The organism is Pseudomonas sp. Van50 (genome assembly GCF_055390755.1).
This window is the reverse complement of record NZ_AP024343.1, coordinates 672,747-696,885: the sequence shown is the minus strand read 5'-3', so window position 1 is coordinate 696,885 and position 24,139 is coordinate 672,747. Positions and strand designations below refer to the sequence as shown.

The window sequence follows — 24,139 nt, the reverse complement described above, 5'->3', positions numbered from 1 at the left end:
ATCAATTATAAAAATCGGAATCAGATGGCTTGGGCCGTCACACCCCCAAGGATAGACGGCAATTGCAAGGACTCAGCTCAATATGGAGATGGTCCCGAGGTATTTCAAGGCGCGTGGCAGATTGTCGCAATCGAGACTGTCGAGCCAATGCAAGTCAGTCCAGCTGCGCAGCCAGGTGAACTGGCGTTTCGCCAATTGGCGCGTGGCAATGATCCCACGCTCCTGCATCTCGGCTGACGTCAGCTTGCCGTCCAGGTAATCCCAGACTTGCCGATAACCTACCGCACGTATAGACGGCAACCCGGCATGCAGGTCACTTCGCTCACGCAGGGCTACGACCTCGTCTATGAACCCCTGTTCCAACATTAATGTGAATCTTTGTTCAATTCGCCGATGCAGCACTTGCCGGTTCGCCGGAGCGATGGCCAGATTCGCGACAGTATAGGGCAATTGTTGCAGTCCCGAAGCGGCTGCTTCAGTACTTTGCGCAGATTGTCGCTGGCGCAGGGCCGTCATGCTCTGGCCGCTGACCCGATAAACCTCCAGCGCCCGACTGAGCCGCTGCGGGTCATTGGGGTGAATACGCGCCGCCGACTCCGGATCGATGACCGCCAATTGCTCGTGCAGGGCCTGCCAGCCCAGGCGCGCAGCCTCTTCTTCGATCTGCGCGCGCACCTCGGGATCGGCCGCCGGCATGTCCGCCAGCCCGTCGACCAAGGCCTTGTAGTACAGCATCGTACCGCCCACCAGCAGCGGGATCTTGCCCCGTGCGGTGATTTCGGCCATGGCCTGGAGGGCGTCACGCCGGAAATCGGCCGCCGAATAAGCCTCGGCCGGGTCCAGGATGTCGATCAGGCGATGGGGAAATTCGGCCAGCAGTTCTTTTGACGGCTTGGCGGTACCGATGTCCATGCCCCGATAGACCAGGGCCGAATCGACACTGATCAACTCGCAGGGCAGGACTTTGGTCAATTCGATGGCCAGGTCGGTCTTGCCGGCGGCGGTCGGCCCCATCAGGAAAATCGCGGGTGGCAACGGGCTCATCAACGACCGCGCAGGAACAGTTTGTCCAGGTCATCCAGGCCCAGTTGGGTCCAGGTCGGCCGGCCATGGTTGCATTGACCGCTGCGCTCGGTGTTTTCCATGTCCCGCAGCAGACCGTTCATTTCCGGCAGGGCCAGGCGCCGGTTGGCACGGATCGCGCCGTGGCAGGCCATGGTGCCGAGCAGTTCGTTCAGGTGCGCCTGGATCCGGTCGCTGGTGCCGTACTCCATCAGGTCCGCCAACACGTCGCTGACCAGGCGATTGGCCTCGGCCTGCTTCAACAAGGCCGGGATCTGGCGGATCGCCAGGGTTTCCGGGCCCAGGCGCTGCAATTCGAAGCCCAGGCGCTGGAACCAGGCCACATGTTCTTCGGCGCAATCGGCTTCGCGCTGGCTGACGGCCAGGGACTCGGGCACCAACAGCGGCTGGCCGCTCAGGCCTTCGCTGGCCATGGCGATTTTCAGCCGCTCGTACATGATCCGCTCATGGGCTGCGTGCATGTCCACCAGCACCAGGCCTTGGGCATTTTCCGAGAGGATATAGATGCCTTTGAGTTGCGCCAGGGCATAGCCCAGCGGCGGGATATCGCCCTGGCCCTCGGGCATTGCCGCCGCACCGGCTTGCGGCAAGGGCTTGAAGAACTCGCGATAGGCCGCCTGGGCCTCGGCTGCCGGCACGTTGGATTGCGGACGCGGGGTGTATTGATACTGATAGCCGCTGCCAGCACCGCTGCCGGCGGTGTTGTAGCTGGGCTGAGGCTGGGGTTGCTCCAGCAGGGCATTGGCCGCCAGGCGCATCTCGCCCTGTGGCCCGAATTCGCCAGCTTCCAGGCCCGTGGGCCGGACCATGCCAGCCACAGCCGCCGGAGCCGCCAGTTGGTCTTCCGGCCGCACATCGCCCAGGGCACGGTGCAGGGTGCCATAGAGGAAATCGTGGACCATGCGCCCGTCACGGAAGCGTACTTCGTGCTTGGTCGGGTGCACGTTGACGTCCACCACCGCCGGATCGACCTCGAAAAACAGCACGAAAGTCGGATGCCGGCCATTGAACAGCACATCGCGATAGGCCTGGCGCACCGCGTGGGCCACCAGCTTGTCGCGCACCGCCCGGCCGTTCACGTAGAAATATTGCAAGTCCGCCTGGCTGCGGGAGAACGTTGGCAAGCCGACCCACCCCCACAGGTGCAGGCCATTGCGCTCCACCTCGATGGGCAAGGCCTGTTCCAGGAACCCCGCACCGCACACCGCGCCCACGCGCCGGGCGCGGGCCGCATCGTCATGGGCCTCGTGCAGGCTGAGGATGGTCTTGCCGTTGTGACGCAAATGGAACGCCACGTCAAAACGCGCCAGGGCCAGGCGCTTGATGACTTCTTGCAGGTGGTCGAATTCAGTCTTCTCGGCCTTGAGAAACTTGCGTCGGGCCGGGGTGTTGAAGAACAAGTCGCGCACTTCCACCGAGGTGCCCACCGGATGCGCCGCGGGCTGGACGCGAGACGCCATGTCGCGGCCTTCGGTCTCGACCTGCCAGGCCTGCTCGGCATCACGGGTGCGGGAGGTGAGGGTCAGGCGCGACACCGAACTGATGGACGCCAGCGCCTCGCCCCGGAAGCCCAAGCTCATGACCCGCTCGAGGTCTTCCAGGTCGCGGATCTTGCTGGTGGCATGACGCGCCAGGGCCAGCGGCAGGTCGTCAGAGGGAATCCCACCACCGTCATCGCGCACCCGCAACAGCTTGACGCCGCCCTGCTCGACATCCACATCGATGCGCCGAGCCCCGGAATCGAGGCTGTTTTCCAGCAGCTCCTTGATGACCGACGCCGGACGCTCGACCACTTCACCGGCGGCGATCTGGTTCGCCAGCCGAGGGCTGAGCAGTTCGATACGGGCGGTGTTGCCGATCACTTCGTCACTCATTGCTTGGCCGCCACTTCATTGCTCGGAATGGTCAGGGTCTGGCCAATCTTGAGCTCATCGCTCTTGAGATTGTTGGCGCTGCGCAAGGTGGCGGGCGACACCTGGTAGCGCACGGCAATCATCGCCAGGGTTTCGCCCGGGTTGACGCGGTGATCCCGTGGCCCCTGGGCGATCTTGCCGGAGTCCCGCAGCCAGGCGATGTAGGTGCCCGGCGGCGGGTTCTGCTGGAAGAACTGCCGTACGCCGCTGCTGATGGAGCGGGCCAGGGCCTGCTGATGGCTCGACGTCGACAGTTTCGAGGCTTCGTTGGCGTTGGAAATGAACCCGGTTTCCACCAGGATCGACGGAATGTCCGGCGACTTGAGCACCATGAACCCGGCCTGTTCGACGCGCTGCTTGTGCAGCGGCGTGACGCGACCGATGTTGCTCAAGACCTTCTGGCCGACGTTCAGGCTGGAGGTCAACGAGGCGGTCATCGACAAGTCGAGCAATACGCCGGCGAGCATCCGGTCCTTGTCGTCGAGGCTGACGTTGCCGGCACCGCCAATCAGGTCGGAGCGGTTTTCAGTGTCGGCCAGCCAACGGGCGGTCTCGGAAGTCGCGCCACGGTCGGACAGGGCAAACACCGAGGCCCCGAACGCTGCCGCCGAAGGTGCGGCGTCGGCGTGAATGGAGACGAACAGGTCAGCGCCTTTCTTGCGGGCGATTTCGGTGCGGCCGCGCAAGGGAATGAAATAGTCGCCGGTGCGGGTCAGTTCGGCGCGGAAGCCTTTCATGCCGTTGACCTGGCGCTGCAATTCACGGGCGATGGACAGCACCACGTCTTTTTCACGTTGCCCGCGCGAGCCCGAGGCGCCCGGGTCTTCGCCACCGTGACCGGCGTCGATCACCACAATGATGTCGCGCTTGCCCGCCGGGGCCGGTGGCAGTTTGAGCGCAGGCTCGGTCGGGGTCACCGGCACCGCTGGCACCGTGGCCACATTGGTCGGCGGCGGTGGCGGTGGCTCGGCATCGGCCGGGTTGTCGAACAGGTCCACCACCAGCCGGTTGCCGTACTGGGCGTTGGGGGCCAGGGTGAAGCTCTTCGGGGTCACGGCTTTTTTCAGGTCGATGACCACCCGCAGGTCGGTCGGCGTACGCTGGGCCGAGCGCATCGCGGTGATCGGCGTGTTGGCGGTAGCGACGTTCAGCGGCGCCCCCAGGGTGGCGCCGTTGATGTCGATCACCAGGCGATCCGGGGCGGTCAGGGTGAATACGCTGTGCTGCACCGGCCCCGTCAGGTCAAACACCAGCCGTGTGTTGTCCGGCGCCCGCCAGAGGCGAACGCTGTTGACCTTTGTCTCGGCCACAGCATCGACGGCCAGTGCCGTAAGCAACAGTCCTACGACAGCAACCACCGCGCGAAAGCGCATACCAAACCCCATCATCAATTAGTTTTCCAATGCCAAAGCGGCACACCACGACTCACCACGGGAGCCTTGCGGCGTCAGTTTCAGCGAACGCCCGCCGTTCTGCGCGCCAATGGTAATGGTCAGGTCGGGCTTTGGCAAAAAGCCTGCACCCTTCTGGGGCCATTCGATCAGGCACAAGGCGTCATCTTCGAAATAATCGCGGATACCGAGGAATTCAAGCTCCTCGGGATCTACCAGTCGATACAGGTCGAAATGGAAGGCGCGAATGTCGCCGATCTCATAGGGCTCGACCAGGGTGAACGTCGGGCTCTTGACTGAACCGACGTGCCCGAGGCCGCGAATGATGCCACGGGACAAGGTGGTTTTCCCCGCGCCAAGGTCGCCTTCGAGAAAAATCAGGCCGTGGCCGGCGGTGATCTGCGCGATGCGGGCGCCAAATTGTGTCATGGCTTGTTCGTCCGCCACGTACAGGGTTACTTCAGACACGGTGAATGCTCCTCCAACAACTGACGAATGGCCGGGATCAGATCGGTCGCCGCCAATCCCCGGCCCGACCGACCGACCTGGGCACCGGCACTGGCGTGCAGCCAGACCGCCAGGCACGCGGCCTCGAAGCCTTCCATGCCCTGGGCCAGCAAGGCCCCGACCACACCGGCCAGCACATCCCCCAGACCGGCGGTGGCCATGGCCGGATGGCCCTGGCTGCAAACCGCCAGGCGACCGTCCGGGCTGGCGATCAGGCTGCCGGCACCCTTGAGGATCACCGTGGCGCTGTATTTCTGGCTCAAGGCATGAGCCGCCGCCGGGCGGTCGGCCTGCACCTGGGCGACGGACATCTCCAACAGCCGCGCCGCCTCCCCCGGGTGCGGGGTGATGACGCACTGCTCAGGCAAACGGACATCGCCCCTGCTCAGCAGGTTCAGTGCATCGGCATCCCACACTTGCGGCAGTGGCGCATTGGCCGCCGCCGACAACAGGCTGCGTCCCCAGGCAGCCTGGCCCAGGCCCGGCCCGACCACCAGCACGCTGGCCTGCTGGAGCAGGCCCATCAATTGGTTCGCCGAATGGGTGCCCTGCACCATCACTTCCGGTAAACGCATCAGCGCGGCGGATACATGCTCACTGCGGGTCGCCAGCGAAACCATGCCCGCACCGCAGCGCAGGGCGCTTTCGGCGCTCATCTGGATGGCGCCGCCGAAGCCGCGGTCGCCACCGATCAAGAGCACATGACCGAACTTGCCTTTGTGGGAAGTGGCGGCACGAGGTGTCAGACGAGGCAGATTGTGGGGCAGGAGCAGTCGGGCACTGGCCGGTGCCGTTTCAACAATATCCGGATCAGCGTGCAGGTCATTGAACATCAGCTCACCGACCCGGTCCGCCGCCTCGCCGGTGAACAACCCCAGTTTCAAGCCAATGAAAGTCACGGTCAGGTCGGCCGCCACCGCCGTGCCCAGCACTCGGCCGGTGTCGGCGCACAACCCCGAAGGGATATCCACCGCCGCGACCGGCAGGCCGCTGACGTTGATCGTATCGATGGCCTGCACATAAGGTTCGCGCACATCGCCATTCAGGCCGGTGCCGAGCAGCGCGTCCAATAGCACGCCGCGCAACTCGGCCTCGTCCGACCACGGCTCCATCGGCACGCCCACCGCCACGGCCTCGGCGTGGGCATTGGCGGCGTCCCCCTGCAATCGCCGGGGCTCGCCCACCGTCAGCACCCGCACCGACCAGCCGGCGCGCCGGGCCAGCGTCGCGACCAGGTAGCCATCGCCGGCATTGTTGCCATGGCCGGCCAGCACGGTCAGCTCGCGGGCCTCAGGCCAGCGTCGGACGATCGCTCGCCAGGTGGCGCGGGCCGCGCGCTGCATCAATTCGAAACCGGCGGTGCCTGCCGCGATCAGTTGAGCATCGAGGGCCCGGACCTGCGCGGCGCTGTACAGCGCGTCGGGAAAATCATCTTTAGTGTGCGGCATGCGTCTTCGGGCTCCGATGTCTGGCAGAATTATACGCATCTCAGCTCCGGTTTCTCTCGCCTCATGCCTGCCATTCCCACAGACCTCCCCGCCCTCGCCCAATCCATCAAGGAATGGGGCCGCGAGCTGGGTTTCCAGCAGGTCGGCATCAGCGGCCTGGACCTGGCCGAGCATGAACAACACCTGCAACGCTGGCTCGAGGCCAGCTACCACGGCGAAATGGACTATATGGGCGCCCATGGCAGCAAACGCTCGCACCCCGAGGAACTGGTGCCGGGCACGCTGCGGGTGGTTTCCCTGCGCATGGATTACTTGCCGGGCGATACGCAAATGGCGCAATTGCTCGGCCAACCGGAAAAAGCCTACGTCTCGCGTTATGCATTGGGCCGCGATTACCACAAATTGATCCGTAAACGCGTGCAGCAATTGGCGGAAAAAATTCAGGCGGTCATCGGCCCCTTTGGCTACCGTGCCTTTGTCGACAGCGCACCGGTGCTGGAAAAAGCCATCGCCGAACAGGCGGGCCTGGGCTGGATCGGTAAAAACACCCTGGTGTTGAACCGCAAGGCCGGCAGCTATTTTTTCCTGAGCGAGCTGTTTGTCGACCTGCCGCTGCCCATCGATCCACCCCACGGCACCGAGCATTGCGGAAAATGCACCGCATGCCTGGACATCTGTCCTACGAATGCCTTCGTCGGCCCCTACGTGCTCGATGCTCGCCGTTGTATTTCCTACCTGACCATCGAGTTGAAAAGCGCCATTCCTGAAGAGCTGCGACCACTGATCGGCAACCGGGTGTTCGGCTGTGACGACTGCCAGATCGTCTGCCCGTGGAACCGCTTTGCCCGACCGTCCGGGGAAAGCGACTTCAAGCCGCGGCACAACCTGGACAATGCCGGGTTGGCCGAGCTGTTCATGTGGGACGAAGAGAAATTCCTCAGCAGCACCGAGGGTTCACCGTTGCGCCGTGCCGGTTACGAACGCTGGCTGCGCAACCTGGCGGTGGGCCTGGGTAATGCGCCGTCAACCATTCCCGTGCTGCAAGCGCTGGAGGCGCGGCGCGACTATCCGTCGGAACTGGTGCGCGAGCACGTGGCGTGGGCATTGCGCCAACATGCCGAGCGTCAAACCTCGTCGTTGTAGACGAACTTCGGCATTTCCCAGTGAAAGCGAATCGCCAGGAGCCGCAGCAGGAAACCGCCGAACAAGGTAATGAGGATTGCCTGCTCGTTCGGCAGTTGCAGGAAGACACACAGCAGATAACACCACGCCGCGGCAAACGAGACGCTGGCGTAGAGTTCGCGACGGAAGATCAGCGGAATATCGTTGCAGAAGATGTCCCGCAGGATGCCACCGAACACCCCGGTGATCACCCCACTGACCGACGCCACCAGCATGCCATGGCCCATTTCCAGGGCCGTCATGCAGCCGATCAGGGTGAACGCCACCAGGCCCACGGCGTCGAGCACCAGGAACAGCGAGCGCAAATGGCGCATCCAGCGCGCCAGGAACACCGTCAGCATCGCCGCCGCGGTGGTCAGCACCAGGTACTCCGGGTGCTTGACCCAGGTGAGTGGGTAATGACCGAGCAGCACGTCGCGCACCGAGCCGCCACCCAGCGCCGTGACACAGGCGATCAGCACCACGCCGAACCAGTCCATGCCCCGTCGCCCGGCAGACAAGGCGCCGGTCATGGCTTCGGCGGTGATGGCGATCAGATAAAGCATCAGCAACATGATGGCGGTCCTTGCAGGAAGGCGCGCAGTCTAGCCAGTTTGGGCAGGCACCAAAAGAGGGCAAGGCAACGGCCTCGACCTAAATCTCCTGTCCTTGGTCCAAATAGGCCCCTGTGGCGAGGGAGCTTGCTCCCGCTCGGCTGCGCAGCAGTCGCAACCCGGACAATTCGGTCTACCTGAAGGACTGCCGGGGCCTGCTTCGCAGGCCAGCGGGAGCAAGCTCCCTCGCCACACAAGCAATCTCGCCAGTCGCCGGGGTGCCGGTTAGAACTTGATGAAATGCTTGCGGTAATGCTGCAACTCGGCGATGGACTCGCGGATGTCGTCCAGGGCCAGGTGGGTGCTGCCCTTCTGGAAACTGTCGCGCACTTCTGGCGCCCAGCGGGCGGCCAGCTCCTTGAGGGTGGAGACGTCCAGGTTGCGGTAGTGGAAGTAGCTTTCCAGGGACTTCATGTGGGTATAAAGGAAGCGGCGGTCCTGGCAGATGCTGTTGCCACAGATCGGCGACTTGCCCTTCGGCACCCACTGTTCCAGGAAGGCGAGGGTCTGGGCCTCGGCCTCGGCCATGCTGATCTTGCTCTCGCGCACCCGCTGGGTCAGGCCCGAGCCGCCGTGCTGGCGGGTGTTCCACTCGTCCATGCCGGCCAGGACTTCGTCGCTGTGGTGGATCGCGATCACCGGGCCTTCGGCCAGGGTGTTGAGGTCGCTGTCGGTGACGATCGTAGCCATTTCGATGATGACGTCGGTGTCGGGGTTCAGACCGGTCATTTCCAGGTCGATCCAGATCAGGTTCTGCGGGTTTTGCATAGGGAAGCTCCTCGGCGTAGCCACGCAGTTTAGCTTAGGCAGGCCCTTGGGCGTGCTAAACTCGCCGCCGTTTTACCCTATTCGCTGCATTTCTTCATACGGAACACCCATGGCCAAACGCCAACTCAATCGTCGTCAGAACTGGCGCATCGAAAAGATCCAGGGCGAGCGCGCCGCCCGCGCCGCCAAACGCGAATCCAGTGCTGTCGAAGCCCTGGAGGGTGGCGACCTGGGCCCTGAACAGACCGGCCTGGTGATCGCCCACTTCGGCGTGCAGGTCGAGGTCGAGGCCCAGGAAGGCGAACTGGCCGGCCAGGTGTTCCGCTGCCACTTGCGCGCCAACCTGCCGGCGCTGGTGACGGGCGACCAGGTGGTCTGGCGGGCCGGCAACCAGGGCATCGGCGTGATCGTCGCGCAGTTGCCGCGCCACACCGAGCTGTGCCGGCCGGACAGCCGAGGCCAGCTCAAGCCCGTGGCCGCCAACGTCGACATGATCGTCATCGTGTTCGCCCCGTTGCCCGAGCCCCACGCCAACCTGATCGACCGTTACCTGGTGGCCGCCGAACACGCGGGTATCCGTCCGTTGCTGCTGCTCAACAAGTTCGACCTGATCGACGAACACAACGCCACGGCGCTGAACGCCCTGCTGTCGGTCTATCGGGATTTGGGTTACCCGGTGCTGGAGGTCTCGGCCCATCACGGCAACGGCATGGAGCAGTTGCAACAGCAACTGGACGGGCGCATCAGTGTGTTCGTCGGCCAGTCTGGCGTGGGCAAGTCTTCGCTGGTCAACAGCCTGCTGCCGGAAGTCGAGACGCGCGTCGGGCCGCTGTCCGAGCTGTCCGGCCAGGGCACCCACACCACCACCACCGCGCGGCTGTTCCATTTCCCTGGCGGCGGTGAATTGATCGACTCGCCGGGTATCCGCGAATTCGGCCTGGGCCACGTCAGCCGGGCCGATGTCGAAGCCGGGTTCATCGAGTTCAACGAGTTGATCGGCACCTGCCGCTTCCGCGACTGCAAGCACGACCGCGAGCCCGGTTGCGCTCTGCTCAAGGCCCTGGAAGAAGGTCGCGTGCATCAGCAACGGATGAACAGCTACCGCTCGATCATCGCCAGCCTGCCGGAAAGCGGTTACTGAGCTGAAAGGAAGGGAAGCCGGACACAATTGTGGCGAGGGAGCTTGCTCCCGCTGGGCTGCGAAGCGGCCCCAAAACCTGCCAGATGCGGAGCATCAGACACACCGCACCCGCCGGTTTACGACTGCTTCGCAGTCGAGCGGGAGCAAGCTCCCTCGCCACAGGTCCATCGACAAACCTTCAGGTCACTGCGCCGGCGCTCCGGGCGGCTTGGGCGCGGCATCGTCGAACAGGTTCAGCCGCTCGCGCAGCTCATGGGCCGGCACGGGTTGCTGGTCTGCCGGCAACGCGTTCGGATCGACCGCCGCACCTGGTGTGGCGGACGGAGCAGGCGCTTCACCCGGCGCACCCTCGCCCGGGACCGGATCGGGCGCCGGATCATCGGTTTGCGAGCCCTCGATGGCTTTCTGCGCCTTCTTGGTCAACACCACGATATCGATACGCCGGTTGACCGGGTTGAACGGGTCTTTGCGGTCGAAGAGCGCCGAAGACGCATAACCGACCACCCGCGCCACCTGCTCGTCCGGATAGCTGCCGGCCACCAGGGCGCGACGGGCCGCGTTGGCACGGTTGGCGGACAGCTCCCAGTTACCGTAGTCACCCTTGCCGATGTAGGGTTTGGCATCGGTATGACCACTGATGCTGATCTTGTTCGGCACCGCCTTGATGGTGTCGGCCATGGCCAACAGGATGTCCTCGAAATACGGCTTCAGGCGCGCGCTGCCGGAATCGAACATCGGCCGGTTCTCGGCGTCCATGATCTGGATGCGCAAGCCGTTCGGGGTGATTTCGAACAGGATCTGGTCCTTGAATTTCTGCAGTTGCGGGTTCTCTTCGACCTTGTTCTGCAATTCCTGCAACAGCAATTCCAGGCGCTCGCGCTCGACCTGTTCGGCCATGCCTTCGACCTGCTCGGAATCCACCGTCACCTTGTCGGGCTGGGGCTGGGACTTGACCTCGGGGTTGAGGGTGTTTTCCGGGGCCAGGGTCGGTGAGCCGCCCAGGTCGATGATGTAGGGCGTGCCGCTTTCGGAAAAGCCGACCGGGTCCTTGAAGTAGCCGGCGATGGCGATCTTCTGCTCTGGCGTCGCCGTGGACAACAGCCACAGCACCAGGAAGAACGCCATCATCGCTGTGGCGAAGTCGGCAAAGGCGATTTTCCAGGCGCCCCCGTGATGCCCAGCGGCTATGCGCTTGACGCGCTTGATGATGATCGGCTGGTTATTTTCCATAACTTAGCGACCGCGAACCGCTTGTTCCAGCTCGGCGAAGCTTGGACGGTGCGCCGGGTACAGGACCTTGCGCCCGAACTCCACCGCCAACGATGGCGGCATGCCCGAGGCCGAGGCCACCAGGGAAGCCTTGATGGCTTCGTAGATATTGAGCTCTTCCTTGGCGTCATGGGCCAGGGAGGTGGCCAGCGGCCCGAAGAAACCATACGCCGCCAAGATACCGAAGAACGTACCCACCAGGGCCGCACCCACGTGCAGGCCGATGGACTTCTGGTCACCGTCGCCCAGGGAGGCCATGGTCACCACGATCCCCAGTACCGCCGCGACGATACCGAAGCCAGGCATCGCGTCGGCGATCCCGGTGACCGCGTGGGAGGGATGCTCCAGGTCTTCCTTGAGGCTGTACAGCTCCATGTCGAACAGGCCTTCGAGCTCGTGGGGGGCCATGTTGCCGGACGACATGATGCGCAGGTAATCACAGATGAACGCCGTCATGCGGGCGTCCTTGAGCACGGCCGGGTACTTGGCGAAAATCGGGCTGGCGGCGGCGTCTTCGATGTCGCCCTCGATCGCCATCATGCCTTCGCGGCGGCTCTTGTTGAGGATCTCGTAGATCAGCCCCAGCACCTCGAGGTAGAAGGTGTGGCTAAAGCGCGAACTGAACATGCCCAGGGATTTCTTGAGCACGTGCATCGTCATATAGCCGGGGTTGGCCTGCAGGAATGCACCGAGGGCCGCGCCACCGATGATCAACACCTCGAAGGGCTGGATCAGGGCGGCAATCTTGCCATGGGAGAGCACGTATCCGCCGAGCACGCTCGCGAACACGACAATGATGCCGATAATTTTAGCCATAGATAGAAAGTACTTATTTAAGTCGGGTTCAAGGTCATATTCGGAAGCTGAAAAATCTCTTCTTCTACTTATCGGCAAAACTGCGCCAGACTATAGGCTGTTCTGGCGAAAAGCCAATTTGCCCCGTTCCGGGCGTAGAGAATTCATACGATGATCACGTCCAGCCATGACTAACGAAACCAAGGTTCCAACGCCCCGACCGACCACCCTCGAAGGTTGGGTGACGCTGCTCAAAGGCGTGCATCTGCCGGTACCCCAGGCCAGCCACGACCTGGTCTGCAAGGCCCTCGCCGACAGCCGCCGCTCCTTGCGCGACATCGCCGACCTGATGCAGGGCAGCCCAGCCCTGGCCCTGAGCGTCATCCGCGAAGCCAACCATCACACCCATGGCAGCCTTGCAGAACCTGCGGAAAACCTCGAAGTGGCCATCAACCGCCTCGGCCTCAAGCGTACCGAGGAACTGCTCGCCCGCCTGCCGTCGTTGCCGGAGCATGAAATACCCATCGCCTTGCGCCAGTTGCAATTGATCAGCCAGCACGCCACGCAACAGGCCAATGGTTTTTTTGCCAGCCGCCTGGCGCGGCTGTGGCAAGACATACACTGGGGCAGTCTGTTATTCCTGTCACCGCTCTGGCCCCTGGCCCTGACCCATCCACGATTGCTCGGGGAATGGGAATTGCGGGTCGTCCATAAAGGCGAGCCCGCGCCCAAGGTAGAGCGCGAACTGTTCGGCGTCAGCCTGCTGGAAATCTGCCTGGCGCTGGTGGAAACCTGGCGCTTGCCCATCTGGGTGGCGCAAGGTTATCGCCTGCTACTCAATGAACGCCGCGAGCTGGTGAAAGTCCTGCGCATCGCCCGGGACAGCGAACACCCCCTGCGCCAGCAGAATCGCCTGGACGACGACCCGATCCTGCGACGCTGGCTCAACCAGCCGGCCAACACCGTATTGCTGGCCAACGGCCTGGCACTGGCCGCACAACAGGCCTGGGACAGCCCCGCGCTCACCCGCTGGCAGTACCTCACCAGTTTGTATCTGCAGATGTCGATGGATGAGGTCCAGCAGCAACTGCACCAACAAGCGGTCAATAGCGCCCATCATCACGCCATGCCAGACCTCTGGCACCCGGCCGTGGCGCTGATCTGGCCCTCGGGCAGCCGCCGCATCCACCCCGGCTTGCTGCCCGCCGCCCCGCCCAGCGCCCAAGACCTGAGCCAGTGGCGCAAGCAATGCTCCGCCATGCTGGTGGAGCCGAGTCCCTTCCGCAATGCCATGCACCTGACCACCTCGGCACGGGATGTCCTGGTGGCCTGTGGCATGCGCCGAGTGATGATCCTGATGGCCGACCGCAGCCAGGCCAGCATGCGCGTACACCAGACCGCCGGCCTGCCCAAGGAAGCCGCGGCCATGAGCTTTACCATCAGCCAGAGCAAAATATTGCAGCGGTTGCTGGCCCAGCAGGCCCAGGTTCGCCTGAACCCGGACAACAACGCGCAGTTTTCGGCACTACTGCCGCCGGGCCTGCGCAGCCTGTTCCGGGGTGAGCACCTGCTGTTGCGCTCACTGACGTGCAATGGACGGGTGATCATGCTGGTGGCGGTGGACCAGGGCGGCGGGCCGTTCTCGGATATCACCGTGCAAGCCTTCGGCAAAACCGTGCAATGTATCGAAAGGGCCCTGCATACCTTTACCAACCGCGGTCGCTGAACTTGCTACAATCCTTTCCCTTTGCGCCCCTGGAGACCTCACATGCCTGACTTCTCTGGCTTGCCGCTGGTGATCGAGCCGAGCGAACTGCTGCCGCGCCTCGACGCCCGCGAACTGATTCTGGTGGACCTGACCAGCGCCGCGCGCTACAGCACCGGGCACATCCCCGGCGCACGTTTCGTCGACCCCAAGCGCACCCAGCTCGGCCAACCGCCGGCACCGGGCCTGTTGCCGGCCAAGGCCGACCTGGAAACCCTGTTCGGCGAGCTTGGGCATCACCCGGACGCGGTCTACGTGGTCTACGACGACGAAGGCGGCGGCTGGGCCGGGCGCTTTATCTGGCTGCTGGACGTGATCGGCCTCTCGAACTATCACTACCTCGACGGCGGCCTGCTGTCCTGGCTGGACGAAGGCCTGCCGGTGTCCGTCGATGTTCCGGCACCGGTTGCCGGCCCGGTGCCCCTGACGCTGCACGATGCCCCCACCGCCACCCGCGAATACCTGCAAAGCCGCCTCGGTGCCGCCGACCTGGCCATCTGGGATGCGCGCGGCCCGCTGGAATACTCCGGCGAGAAAGTCGTCGCAGCCCGGGGCGGGCACATTCCCGGCGCGGTCAATTTCGAATGGACCGCCGGCATGGACCCGGCGCGCAACCTGCGCATTCGCAAGGACATGCCGCAGATCCTCGAACGATTGGGCATCACGCCCGACAAAGAAATCATCACCCACTGCCAGACTCACCACCGCTCTGGCTTCACCTACCTGGTGGCCAAGGCGCTCGGTTATCCACGAGTCAAAGGCTATGCCGGTTCCTGGGGCGAATGGGGCAACCATCCCGACACGCCCATCGAGCTTTGAAGGTTCTTAAGGACAGTTAATGAAAAACCGTTTGTTCATCCTCACTCAATACCTGCTGCCCCACCACCTGTTGTCGCGGTTGGCCGGTTGCATTGCCGAATGCCGCGTGCGTTGGTTCAAGAATGCCTTCACCGCGTGGTTCGCCAAGCGCTACCAAGTGGACATGTCCCAGGCCCTGGTGGAAGACCTGACCGCGTATGAGCACTTCAACGCCTTCTTCACCCGCGCCCTGAAAGACGGCGCGCGGCCGCTGGACGAAACCCCGGGCGCGATCCTCAGCCCCGCCGACGGCGCCGTCAGCCAGCTCGGCCCGATCGAGCACGGCCGGGTGTTCCAGGCCAAGGGCCACAGCTTCAGCGTGCTGGAGCTGCTGGGCGGTGACGCGGCCAATTCAGCGCCGTTCATGGGCGGCGATTTCGCCACCATCTACCTGTCCCCCAAGGACTACCACCGCGTGCACATGCCATTGGCCGGCACCCTGCGGGAGATGGTCTACATTCCGGGGCGGATTTTCTCGGTCAACCAGACCACCGCCGAAAACGTTCCGGAGCTGTTCGCCCGCAACGAGCGCGTCGCGTGCATTTTCGACACCGAGCGCGGGCCGATGGCCGTGGTACTGGTGGGCGCGATGATCGTAGCCTCCATCGAAACCGTCTGGGCCGGGCTGGTGACGCCACCCAAGCGCGAACTCAAAACCTTCCGTTACGACGAAGCCGCCCGCGCGCCGATCCATCTGGAAAAAGGCGCCGAACTGGGACGCTTCAAGCTGGGTTCGACCGCCATCGTGCTGTTCGGTCCAGGCCAGGTGAAATGGGCCGAAGACCTGGTGGCCGGGTCGCCAGTGCAGATGGGCCAGGGCCTGGCGCTGCCCAAAGGCTGAGTAAAAGATCAAATGTGGGAGCGAGCTTGCTCGCGATGGCGATGTAACAGTCACCTCAATAGAGACTGTCCTGGCGTCATCGCGAGCAAGCTCGCTCCCACAGGGCATCCAGCATAGATAGCGTACCTCCTTCGGCTACAGCTGCTAGAGTTGGAAACATCACGTTTATTTCCCGCCGGAGCCCGTACACGGCATGAATGAGACCAGCCCTCTCCAGCTATTGCGCGTCCTGACCCCGACACAACCACGCCTGTCGTTCTGCGATGCTACGCCACGGGACCTCAAGCGCTGGATCGCCAACCTGCCCAAAGCCAACATCGGCGAAACGGCTCGCCTGTTGTACCAGGCCCTGGGTGAACTCAACCAACTGCTCACGCCCAGCGACAATCGCCTGCAACTGCTCGAACTGCTGCGGCCCGAGGTGTATTACGTCTGCAAGCACCTGGAGCGGCACTTCCTGCAACAGGCCATCGTGCTGGATGATCGCTCGCGCAAGATCGTCAACCTGTGCCAGGCCCTGCAAACCCAACTGGCGATGGGCTACAAACAGATCGTGGCGCGTATCGCGTCGAAATACACCAAGGACCGGGCCCGCCTGCTGAGCACCGCGCTGCAACGAGCGATGCATGCCCTCAACGGCCCGCTGCTGCGTGCCAGCCAGCTGTACAGCCCAGTGCCCGAGGGGTTGTGGCTGGACTTGCATCAGTTGTACCGGATCGCCTGCCTGCACCGCTTGCAACACCTGAGCGTGAGTGACGAACTGGCCAGCCAGGTTCATCAATTGAACGCCGAGCAGACCTATGTCGTCGCCCTGCTGCTGGGCGCGTCACGCAGCAATCAATTGCGCCAGAGCCAGATCGGGCGACTGACCGAAGTGCTCGAATCCTGGAGCCAGTGGGTCAAGCTGGACCCTGCCACCGCTGCCAGCAGCCTGTTCGCCGTCGCTCCAGAGCTGGATGTCGGGCCACGCTACCGCTCCAAGTTCCGGGCCGAACAGCAGCCGACCTTGCAGGGCTTCGATCCCCAGCCACTGGTGCGTGCAATCGCCACTCACCTGGAACACCCTGCCGATAATACGTTGCCAGTCCCTGGGGGCATGAGCGCCGACACGTTGCATCACCTGCAAGCCGCCTGGGGCGAAGCGGCTGAACGCAGTTTCCAGCGCACCGAGGGCAACGGCACGCTGACCCTGTGCGTGGGCATGAGTGCGCTGCACTACTACCTGGGCGGCGAGCGCTCGTTCAACGAAATCCTGAAAAGCCCCGCCACCCGCAAGGCCCGCTTCGAAGCCTCGCAGAGCAAGACAAACGACACCTGGAAGCAAGCGTTCGACGCCGCCCCCGCCGGCGACAGCGACCTGCTGCCCTATGAAGAAATCGAGTACCCGGTCAACCCGGCCGATGACGATGGCACCAGCTCCGACAACCAGCATCACTTCCCCACCTACGACCTGCCGATCATCAACCACAGCCCTGGCGGCTATTGCCTCGGTTGGCCCAAGGAGGTGCCGGAACAATTGCAAGCCGGGGAAATGATCGGCATCCGCGACAGCAGCGACCAAGCCTGGAGCGTTGCCGTGGTGCGCTGGATCCGCCAAGTGCGCAACGGCGCCATGCAAATGGGCATCGAACTGGTCGCACCCCATGCCCAGCCTTGCGGGCTGCAACTGGTCCGGGAAGAAAATGAGCACGGTCACTACCTGCGCGGCCTGTTACTCCCCGAGATCAGCGCCATTGACCTGCCCCCGACCATGATCGCCCCACGCCTGCCCTTCCAGGAAGGCCAGCGGGTGTTGATCAACACCAACGGCCAGGAGCGCCGCGCCGGCCTGGACCGCCGGGTGACCAGCACCCACAGTTTCAACCAGTTTTCCTATCACCCGGAAGACTCAAGCGAAACCGGGGATGGCGGCGACCAGGAAGGGAATTTTGATTCGTTGTGGAAATCGCTTTGAACCGCACGCAACCCGTTGTGGCGAGGGAGCTTGCTCCCGCTGGCCTGCGCAGCAGGCCCCTGCGGTCGATCCGACACACTCAGGCCCCAGGTTTCAGGGCCGCTTCGCGCCCCAGCGGGAGCAAGCGCCCTCGCCACAAGTGCACTTGCTCCAAAATCAGTGTGTCAGTCAAAGCTGCCCGTCACGATCCCTGAAGCCCAGCAGATACAACACCCCATCCAGCCCCAGGGTGGAAATCGCTTGCCTGGCCGACTGCTTGACCAGCGGCTTGGCACGGAATGCCACGCCCAGGCCCGCGATCGCCAGCATCGGCAGGTCGTTGGCGCCGTCGCCCACGGCGATGGTCTGCTCCAGGCGCAGGCCTTCTTTTGCAGCCAGCTCACGCAGCAGGTCCGCCTTGCGCTGGGCATCGACGATCGGCTCGACGGCCACGCCGGTCACCTTGCCGTCCACCACTTCCAGCTCGTTGGCGAATACATAGTCGATACCGAGCTTGGCCTGCAACTGCTTGGCGAAGTAGGTGAAGCCGCCGGACAGGATGGCGGTCTTGTAGCCCAGGCGCTTGAGTTCGGCGAACAGGGTTTCGGCGCCTTCGGTCAGGCGCAGGGAAGCGCCAATGGAATCCAGCACGCTGACATCCAGACCTTTGAGCAAGGCCAGGCGCTCCTTGAAGCTGGCACGGAAATCCAGCTCGCCGGCCATGGCTCGCTCGGTGATGGCCGAGACCTTGTCGCCCACGCCGGCCGCCTTGGCCAGTTCGTCGATGACTTCGGCCTCGATCAGCGTCGAGTCCATGTCGAACACCGCCAGGCGGCGGTTGCGGCGGAACAGCGAATCTTCCTGGAAGGCGATGTCGACGTTCAGTTCCTGGGCCACGCTGAGGAACTCGGCACGCAACGCCTGGGGATCGGCCGGCTCGCCGCGCACCGAAAACTCGATACAGCCCTTGCCCTTGTCGGCCGGGGTGTCCAGCGGCATGCGCCCGGACAGGCGGTCGATGTGGTCGATGTTCAGGTCATACTGGGCGGTGATCGAACTGACGCGCTGCAATTGCTCGGCGGTGACCTTGCGGGTCAACAGGGTCACGATATGGCGCTTCTTGCCCTGGCCGGCCACCCAATGCTGGTAATCCTCCTCGGACACCGGGGTGAAACGCACCTGCTGGTCGAGCTTGTAGGCGGTGAACAGGATGTCCTTGAGCACGGACTTGCTTTGTTCGGCGTCCGGGATTTCAACCAGGATGCCGAACGACAGCGTGTCATGGATCACCGCCTGACCGATGTCGAGAATGTTCACACCACCCTGGGCCAGAACGCCGGTAATGGCCGCAGTCAGACCCGGACGGTCGCTGCCAGTGATGTTTATCAGGACGATTTCGCGCAAGGCGCACCCCCGCAGGTGGAAAAAAACCGCATTCTACCCACATTCAGTGACCATCGGGCACCGCCAGTGCTTTGCCGGTCATGGGGCTGTCGCTATACTGCGCGTCAATTTCACGGACAAAGAGCCGAGCTCAGTGAACCGGCCCACGCCAGTCAAAACCGACAACTTCTTCCTGCTGATCTTCCGTGCGCTGCGTCACCGTCGTGTGCCGATCGCATTGCGCATTGCCAGCCATAACGTCATCCTGGTCGCCCTGGCCCTGGTCATCTATGCCTGCGTGATGGGTTTGCAGTTCAAGCAGGCCATGCACGAGCAGGCCGATGCCCTGGGTGAAAGCCTGACCACCCAGACCGCCACGTCCGCCACCGAGCTGCTGGTGTCCAACGACATCCTCAGCCTCAACGTGCTGCTCAACAACCTGACCAAGAACAAGCTGGTGGCCCACGCCGCCATCTACAGCGTGGACAACCGCATCCTCGCCGAGGCCGGCCAGCGGCCCAAGCCTGGCCTGCTGGGCGAGTCCGGCGGCATGTACCAGAGCAAGATCACCTTCCAGGACGTGACCGCCGGGCAACTGCGCATCAGCCTGGACATGGACCAGTTCCAGCAACCGATGACCATCAGCCTGCAAAGCATGGGCATCCTCAGCGCGATCCTGCTGGCCCTGGCACTGGCCTTGAGCCTGCGCCTGGGGCGGCACATCTCCACGCCGCTGCTGCAATTGCGCGTCTGGCTGCGGGACATCGACGAACACACGCCGGCCACCCAGCGCCAGGACGAGATCGGCGACCTGGCCCGGCAACTGCACGCCAGCTTCGCCCCGGAACCCGAGCCCCTGCCGGAACCTGAAGACCTCGACTACGCGGACGACGACGATGCCGAGCCAGGCTTCGAAGTGCGTAACCTGCGCGACCCGGGCTTCGACGAAAGCCAGCCGATGCCAACCTCCAAACCGGCGCCACGCCATGTGGTGCGGGCGGTAGAGGACGAGGAAGACGACGAAGCCTTCGCCGACCTGCGTGACGAGTCGGTCAATGGGGCACCTCAACCGGTCGCCAAGCCTGTGGCCTCGAACCTGCCCCAGCACAGCGCCGTACTGGCCGTGCAACTGGGCGCCCAGGATCAACTGCGTCGCCTGCCCCAGGCGCGCTTGAAGGAGCTGCTCGAACGCTACCGCGACTGCCTCGACCAGGCCGCATCGCTCTATCAGGGCGAATTGCACACCTTGAACGACGGCAGCACGCTGATGCTGTTCCACACCGAAGACAGCGGCGACGACTACCTGACCAATGCCATTTGCTGCGGTGAATTGCTGCGCGCCTTGGGTCACCAGTTGCAGATCGAAGTCGCCGACAGCGGCATCACCCTGCAACTGCAATTGGGCCTGACCTTGGGCGATGGCTTGTTCGGCTTGAGCCAGATCGACCTGCTGCTGACCGAAACCGCCCAGGACGCCCTGGCGCTGTCGCAACACAGCCGCAACCTGCTGCTGGTGGAGCGCAAGATCAACGACGACGCCCTGATCCGCCAGCGCGCTCGAATCCGCCCCATCGCCAGCCCCGAAGGCGCGTGTTGCGTAGAGCGCTTGATGGAGCCTTACCCATCGATGCTGGAGCGGCAACTGGCGCGGATGCATGAGCGCCAGGCCTGAGCCTCAGGACATGAAGTAACGAAGCCCGCAGATGAGTGATTGTCTGCGGGCTTTTTGTTGCCTTCAGCGCCGCCATCGCGAGCAAGCTCGCTCCCACAGGGGATGTCTGCAGGCCTCAGACCTGCTGTGGGAGATGAGTGATTGTCTGCGGGATTTTTTATCGCCTTCAGCGCCGCCATCGCGAGCAAGCTCGCTCCCACAAGGGATGTCTGCAGGCCTCAGACCTGCTGTGGGGGGTGAGTGATTGTCTGTGGGCTTTTTTGTCGCCTTCAGCGCCGCCATCGCGAGCAAGCTCGCTCCCACAGGGGATGTCTGCAGGCCTCAGACCCAGTGTGGGAGCGAGCTTGCTCGCGATAGGGCCGGCCCAGGCACAAGAGATCCAACCGGCAGAAACAACAAAGCCCGCATCAACGCGGGCTTTGTCGGGTATCCGGTCCAACCGTCAGAACCTGAACACTTCCATGTCCGTACGAATCGGCAAGGCCATGGGAATCTTGTCCTTTTCCTTCTCGACCGGTTTGGCCGGGGCAGGCGCGGCTTTGCGGGGCACTTCGGCGACAGGCGGCTGGTTGGCCAGGGGCTTGAGCGACACCGACAACTGTTCGGCCAGGCGTTGCAGGAGCACGCCCTGGGCCTGGACCTGTGCCGCCGTGGTGCCGGCATGTTGCTCTTGCAGATGAACGATGCGGTTCTCACGCACCTTGCCACGACGGTCGATCAACCGCCATTGGGCATCGAGCACTGCCGGCTGGGCTTTACCCGAGTCCAGGCGGGTAATCGACAGCAGTACCTGCACATCCGGGGTGAACCCCTGGGTCGCCGGTGCCAGCACCACGCGCTGGCTGTCCAGGTGCCCGGCGACCTGGCGCAACAGCAACTGATCGATGTCGGAGGACAGGCTGCCGGCCCAACGGCCGTCAGTGGCGGCTTGCAGGCTGCCGTCCGGTTGGCGTTGCAACAAGGTTTCACGCTGCAGGTAGTCAGCGATCAGAACCGGGCCGAGCAATACGGCCATGCCTGTGCTTTGCGCAGGCTGGGCCGGGGTTCCGCTGTCCAGTTGGTACAGCGACACCGGCTGGTTCATGCTGCAGCCCGCCAGGCCAAGCAGGCCGGCGAGCCACAAAATAGGGAGGCGCAGAGCAGTCATCGTTCCGTCCAGGTGGCAGCCACAAGGCTTGCCACAGTGAAAAAATACTCGGTCAATGTGAAGAACGCTCGGCTACGCCGGCGCTTGAAAGGGCCTATCATCCGTGAATATGCGCGCCGACTCCAGCGCGAAAGCATCGATCTGCGGCATTTAATCGCAGACCGAGCCCTCTACTACGCCTAATTGAGGTTTTCGACGAGCAGCGCATCGACCCGCTGAAAGCCCCTCGGAAGCTTGTTGCCCCGCCGACCACGTTCACCCTTGTAGTGCTCAAGATCGTCCGCCTTCAACGAAAGCGTACGCTTTCCTGCCTGTAGCACAAGCGTGGCGCCTTCCGGCAACACTGCAATATCCGTGACATATTCCTCACGGCTGGCGACCCGTTCGCCGGAAATACCGATAATCTTGTTGCCCTTGCCTTTACCCAGCTGTGGCAGGTCGCTGATCTTGAACACCAGCAACCGGCCTTCGGTGGTCACCGACGCCAGCCAGTTGCTCTCCCGATCGGCCACCGGGCGCGGCGCAATCACCTTGGCGTTGTTCGGCAGGCTCAACAGCGCCTTGCCCGCCTTGTTCTTGGCTTGCAGGTCCTCACCCTTGACCACGAACCCGTAACCCGCGTCCGATGCAATGACGTACAGCCCATCATCATCAGGCATCAGCACGCATTCAAAAGTTGCACCCGGCGGTGGCGTTAAACGACCGGTCAGCGGTTCACCCTGGCCGCGAGCCGATGGCAAGGTATGCGCCGGCACGGAGTAACTGCGCCCAGTGGAGTCGACGAACACCGCGAATTGGTTGGAACGCCCGGCCGCCAAGGCCTTGAAGCCGTCCCCGGCCTTGTAGGAAAGCCCCGTCGCGTCAATATCATGACCCTTGGCGGAACGTACCCAGCCTTTTTCCGACAGCACGACGGTGACTTTCTCGTTCGGCAGCAGATCGTGCTCAGTCAGGGCCTTGGCTTCGGCACGTTCGACGATCGGCGAGCGACGGTCGTCGCCATAGGTTTCGGCGTCCTTGAGCAGTTCGGTGCGTACCAGCTTCTTGAGCTTGGCTTCGCTGCCCAGCAGGGCTTGCAGCTTGGCCTGTTCCTTGAGCAATTCATCCTGCTCGGCGCGCAACTTCATCTCTTCCAAGCGCGCCAACTGCCGCAGGCGGGTGTCGAGGATGTAGTCGGCCTGGATTTCGCTCAGGTCAAAGCGGGCGATCAGGCTGGCCTTGGGGTGCTCCTCGGTGCGGATGATGTGGATCACTTCATCCAGGTTGAGGTAGGCAATCAGCAAACCGTCCAACAGGTGCAGGCGGCGCTCGACCTTGTCCAGGCGGAATTGCAGGCGCCGGCGCACGGTCTTGACCCGGAACTCCAGCCACTCCACCAGCAATGCCCGCAGGTTTTTCAGTTGCGGCTTGCCGTCCAGGCCGATGATGTTGATGTTGACCCGGTAGCTGGACTCCAGGTCGGTGCTGGCGAACAGGTGCTGCATCAGCGCGTCGTGATCGACCCGGCTGTTGACCGGGATGATCACGATGCGGCATGGGTTTTCATGGTCGGATTCGTCGCGCAAGTCAGCCACTTGCGGCGCTTTCGACGGTTTTGCCTGCATCATCGCGGCAATCTGTTCCAGGACCTTGGCCCCGGAGACCTGATGCGGCAGCGCCGTGACAATGATGTCGCCGTCTTCGATGTGGTACACGGCGCGCATGCGCACCGAACCGCGACCGGTCTCGTAGATTTTCAGCAGGTCGGCGCGCGGGGTGATGATTTCGGCTTCGGTCGGATAGTCCGGGCCCTGGATGTGCTCGCAGAGCTGTTCCACCGTGGCTTTCGGCTCGTCCAGCAGACGCACGCACGCCGTGGCCACTTCCCGCAGGTTGTGGGGCGGCACGTCGGTGGCCATGCCCACGGCGATGCCGGTGGTGCCATTGAGAAGGATATTCGGCAAACGTGCTGGCAGAACCAGGGGTTCGTCGAGGGTGCCGTCGAAGTTTGGCCCCCAGTCCGCGGTGCCCTGGCCCAGTTCGCTGAGCAGCACCTCGGAATAGCGCGACAGCCGCGCCTCGGTGTAACGCATGGCCGCGAAGGACTTGGGATCGTCCGGCGCACCCCAGTTACCCTGGCCGTCCACCAACGTGTAGCGATAGCTGAACGGCTGGGCCATCAGCACCATGGCTTCATAGCAGGCCGAGTCGCCGTGGGGGTGGAACTTGCCGAGCACGTCACCGACGGTACGCGCCGATTTCTTGTGCTTGGAATCCGCATCCAGCCCCAGTTCACTCATGGCATAGATGATCCGCCGTTGAACCGGCTTCAAACCGTCGCCGATGTGCGGCAAGGCACGGTCCATGATCACGTACATGGAGTAATTGAGGTAGGCATTTTCGGTGAAGTCAGCCAGCGATCGGCGTTCTACGCCGTCTAAGCTGTCTGCAAGAATGTCGCTCATGCGGGC

Annotated in this window: 19 protein-coding genes; 7 read left to right on the top strand and 12 right to left on the bottom strand. The window is 63.5% G+C overall.

Annotated features, from left to right (window positions below; translation table 11 throughout):
• Window positions 1-72: 72 nt before the first annotated feature.
• The 5 genes from miaA to ACZ5M5_RS02965 are packed head-to-tail and all read right to left on the bottom strand — an operon-like array spanning window position 73 to window position 6,342.
• Window positions 73-1,044 (bottom strand): tRNA (adenosine(37)-N6)-dimethylallyltransferase MiaA, encoded by a 972-nt coding sequence (miaA, locus tag ACZ5M5_RS02985; protein WP_060739423.1) that lies wholly within the window; start codon window positions 1,042-1,044, stop codon window positions 73-75.
• Entirely contained in the window at window positions 1,044-2,957 is a 1,914-nt protein-coding gene (gene mutL, locus ACZ5M5_RS02980; protein WP_464738567.1) for a DNA mismatch repair endonuclease MutL, read from the bottom strand. Before mutL ends, miaA begins: the two co-directional genes overlap by 1 nt.
• On the bottom strand, window positions 2,954-4,384 hold the full coding sequence (locus ACZ5M5_RS02975) for an N-acetylmuramoyl-L-alanine amidase (protein WP_060739425.1): 1,431 nt from the start codon (window positions 4,382-4,384) through the stop codon (window positions 2,954-2,956). Before ACZ5M5_RS02975 ends, mutL begins: the two co-directional genes overlap by 4 nt.
• A gap of 3 nt (window positions 4,385-4,387) precedes the next feature.
• Window positions 4,388-4,855: a tRNA (adenosine(37)-N6)-threonylcarbamoyltransferase complex ATPase subunit type 1 TsaE gene (gene tsaE, locus ACZ5M5_RS02970; RefSeq protein WP_003197219.1), complete on the bottom strand. Its 468-nt coding sequence runs from the start codon at window positions 4,853-4,855 to the stop codon at window positions 4,388-4,390.
• Window positions 4,843-6,342 carry an NAD(P)H-hydrate dehydratase gene (locus tag ACZ5M5_RS02965; RefSeq protein WP_103308788.1) on the bottom strand — a complete coding sequence of 500 codons (1,500 nt, stop codon included), beginning with the start codon at window positions 6,340-6,342 and terminating at the stop codon, window positions 4,843-4,845. The genes tsaE and ACZ5M5_RS02965 overlap by 13 nt, the downstream gene beginning before the upstream one ends.
• A gap of 63 nt (window positions 6,343-6,405) precedes the next feature.
• Here ACZ5M5_RS02965 and queG point away from each other — a divergent pair, with 63 nt between their 5' ends.
• Window positions 6,406-7,485, top strand: coding sequence for a tRNA epoxyqueuosine(34) reductase QueG (gene queG / locus ACZ5M5_RS02960; RefSeq protein ID WP_464738566.1), 1,080 nt, complete (start codon window positions 6,406-6,408; stop codon window positions 7,483-7,485).
• Here queG and ACZ5M5_RS02955 read toward each other — a convergent pair.
• Together ACZ5M5_RS02955 and orn are read right to left on the bottom strand one after the other, a co-directional pair.
• On the bottom strand, window positions 7,467-8,081 hold the full coding sequence (locus ACZ5M5_RS02955; protein WP_170866829.1) for a trimeric intracellular cation channel family protein: 615 nt from the start codon (window positions 8,079-8,081) through the stop codon (window positions 7,467-7,469). The two genes, queG and ACZ5M5_RS02955, sit on opposite strands and share 19 nt — an antisense overlap.
• A 261-nt stretch (window positions 8,082-8,342) precedes the next feature.
• Window positions 8,343-8,885 carry an oligoribonuclease gene (gene orn / locus ACZ5M5_RS02950; RefSeq protein ID WP_060739428.1) on the bottom strand — a complete coding sequence of 181 codons (543 nt, stop codon included), beginning with the start codon at window positions 8,883-8,885 and terminating at the stop codon, window positions 8,343-8,345.
• Between the two features lie 109 nt (window positions 8,886-8,994).
• Between orn and rsgA the strand changes: the two genes are divergently transcribed.
• Window positions 8,995-10,026 (top strand): small ribosomal subunit biogenesis GTPase RsgA, encoded by a 1,032-nt coding sequence (gene rsgA, locus ACZ5M5_RS02945; protein WP_103308787.1) that lies wholly within the window; start codon window positions 8,995-8,997, stop codon window positions 10,024-10,026.
• A 183-nt stretch (window positions 10,027-10,209) separates the two neighbouring features.
• Here the strand turns inward: rsgA and motB are convergent, their stop codons facing one another.
• Window positions 10,210-11,256 carry a flagellar motor protein MotB gene (motB, locus tag ACZ5M5_RS02940; RefSeq protein ID WP_103308786.1) on the bottom strand — a complete coding sequence of 349 codons (1,047 nt, stop codon included), beginning with the start codon at window positions 11,254-11,256 and terminating at the stop codon, window positions 10,210-10,212.
• Window positions 11,257-11,259: 3 nt separating this feature from the next.
• Entirely contained in the window at window positions 11,260-12,111 is an 852-nt protein-coding gene (motA, locus tag ACZ5M5_RS02935; protein ID WP_192261961.1) for a flagellar motor stator protein MotA, read from the bottom strand.
• A gap of 166 nt (window positions 12,112-12,277) precedes the next feature.
• On the opposite strand from motA, the gene ACZ5M5_RS02930 reads away from it, so the two are divergent.
• From ACZ5M5_RS02930 to ACZ5M5_RS02915, 4 genes are all read left to right on the top strand, one after another.
• Entirely contained in the window at window positions 12,278-13,816 is a 1,539-nt protein-coding gene (locus ACZ5M5_RS02930) for an HDOD domain-containing protein (protein ID WP_464738565.1), read from the top strand.
• A 42-nt stretch (window positions 13,817-13,858) separates the two neighbouring features.
• Window positions 13,859-14,674 carry a rhodanese-like domain-containing protein gene (locus tag ACZ5M5_RS02925; protein ID WP_464738564.1) on the top strand — a complete coding sequence of 272 codons (816 nt, stop codon included), beginning with the start codon at window positions 13,859-13,861 and terminating at the stop codon, window positions 14,672-14,674.
• Window positions 14,675-14,693: 19 nt separating this feature from the next.
• Window positions 14,694-15,554 (top strand): archaetidylserine decarboxylase, encoded by an 861-nt coding sequence (asd, locus tag ACZ5M5_RS02920; protein ID WP_464738563.1) that lies wholly within the window; start codon window positions 14,694-14,696, stop codon window positions 15,552-15,554.
• Window positions 15,555-15,747: 193 nt separating this feature from the next.
• Window positions 15,748-17,508 (top strand): hypothetical protein, encoded by a 1,761-nt coding sequence (locus ACZ5M5_RS02915; protein WP_060739435.1) that lies wholly within the window; start codon window positions 15,748-15,750, stop codon window positions 17,506-17,508.
• Window positions 17,509-17,676: 168 nt separating this feature from the next.
• On the opposite strand, the gene serB is transcribed toward ACZ5M5_RS02915, so the two are convergent.
• Window positions 17,677-18,891, bottom strand: a complete 1,215-nt coding sequence (serB, locus tag ACZ5M5_RS02910) for a phosphoserine phosphatase SerB (RefSeq protein WP_464738562.1) — start codon at window positions 18,889-18,891, stop codon at window positions 17,677-17,679.
• A gap of 133 nt (window positions 18,892-19,024) precedes the next feature.
• On the opposite strand from serB, the gene ACZ5M5_RS02905 reads away from it, so the two are divergent.
• A complete protein-coding gene (locus ACZ5M5_RS02905; RefSeq protein WP_060739437.1) occupies window positions 19,025-20,542 on the top strand; it encodes an AhpA/YtjB family protein in 1,518 nt (505 codons plus the stop codon).
• Between the two features lie 442 nt (window positions 20,543-20,984).
• Here the strand turns inward: ACZ5M5_RS02905 and ACZ5M5_RS02900 are convergent, their stop codons facing one another.
• Both ACZ5M5_RS02900 and parC read right to left on the bottom strand, forming a co-directional pair.
• A complete protein-coding gene (locus tag ACZ5M5_RS02900) occupies window positions 20,985-21,689 on the bottom strand; it encodes a PqiC family protein (protein WP_060739438.1) in 705 nt (234 codons plus the stop codon).
• 179 nt (window positions 21,690-21,868) lie between these two features.
• The gene (gene parC / locus ACZ5M5_RS02895; protein ID WP_060739439.1) at window positions 21,869-24,133 is read right to left on the bottom strand and encodes a DNA topoisomerase IV subunit A; all 2,265 of its coding nucleotides are present in this window, start codon (window positions 24,131-24,133) and stop codon (window positions 21,869-21,871) included.
• Window positions 24,134-24,139 lie beyond the last annotated feature (6 nt).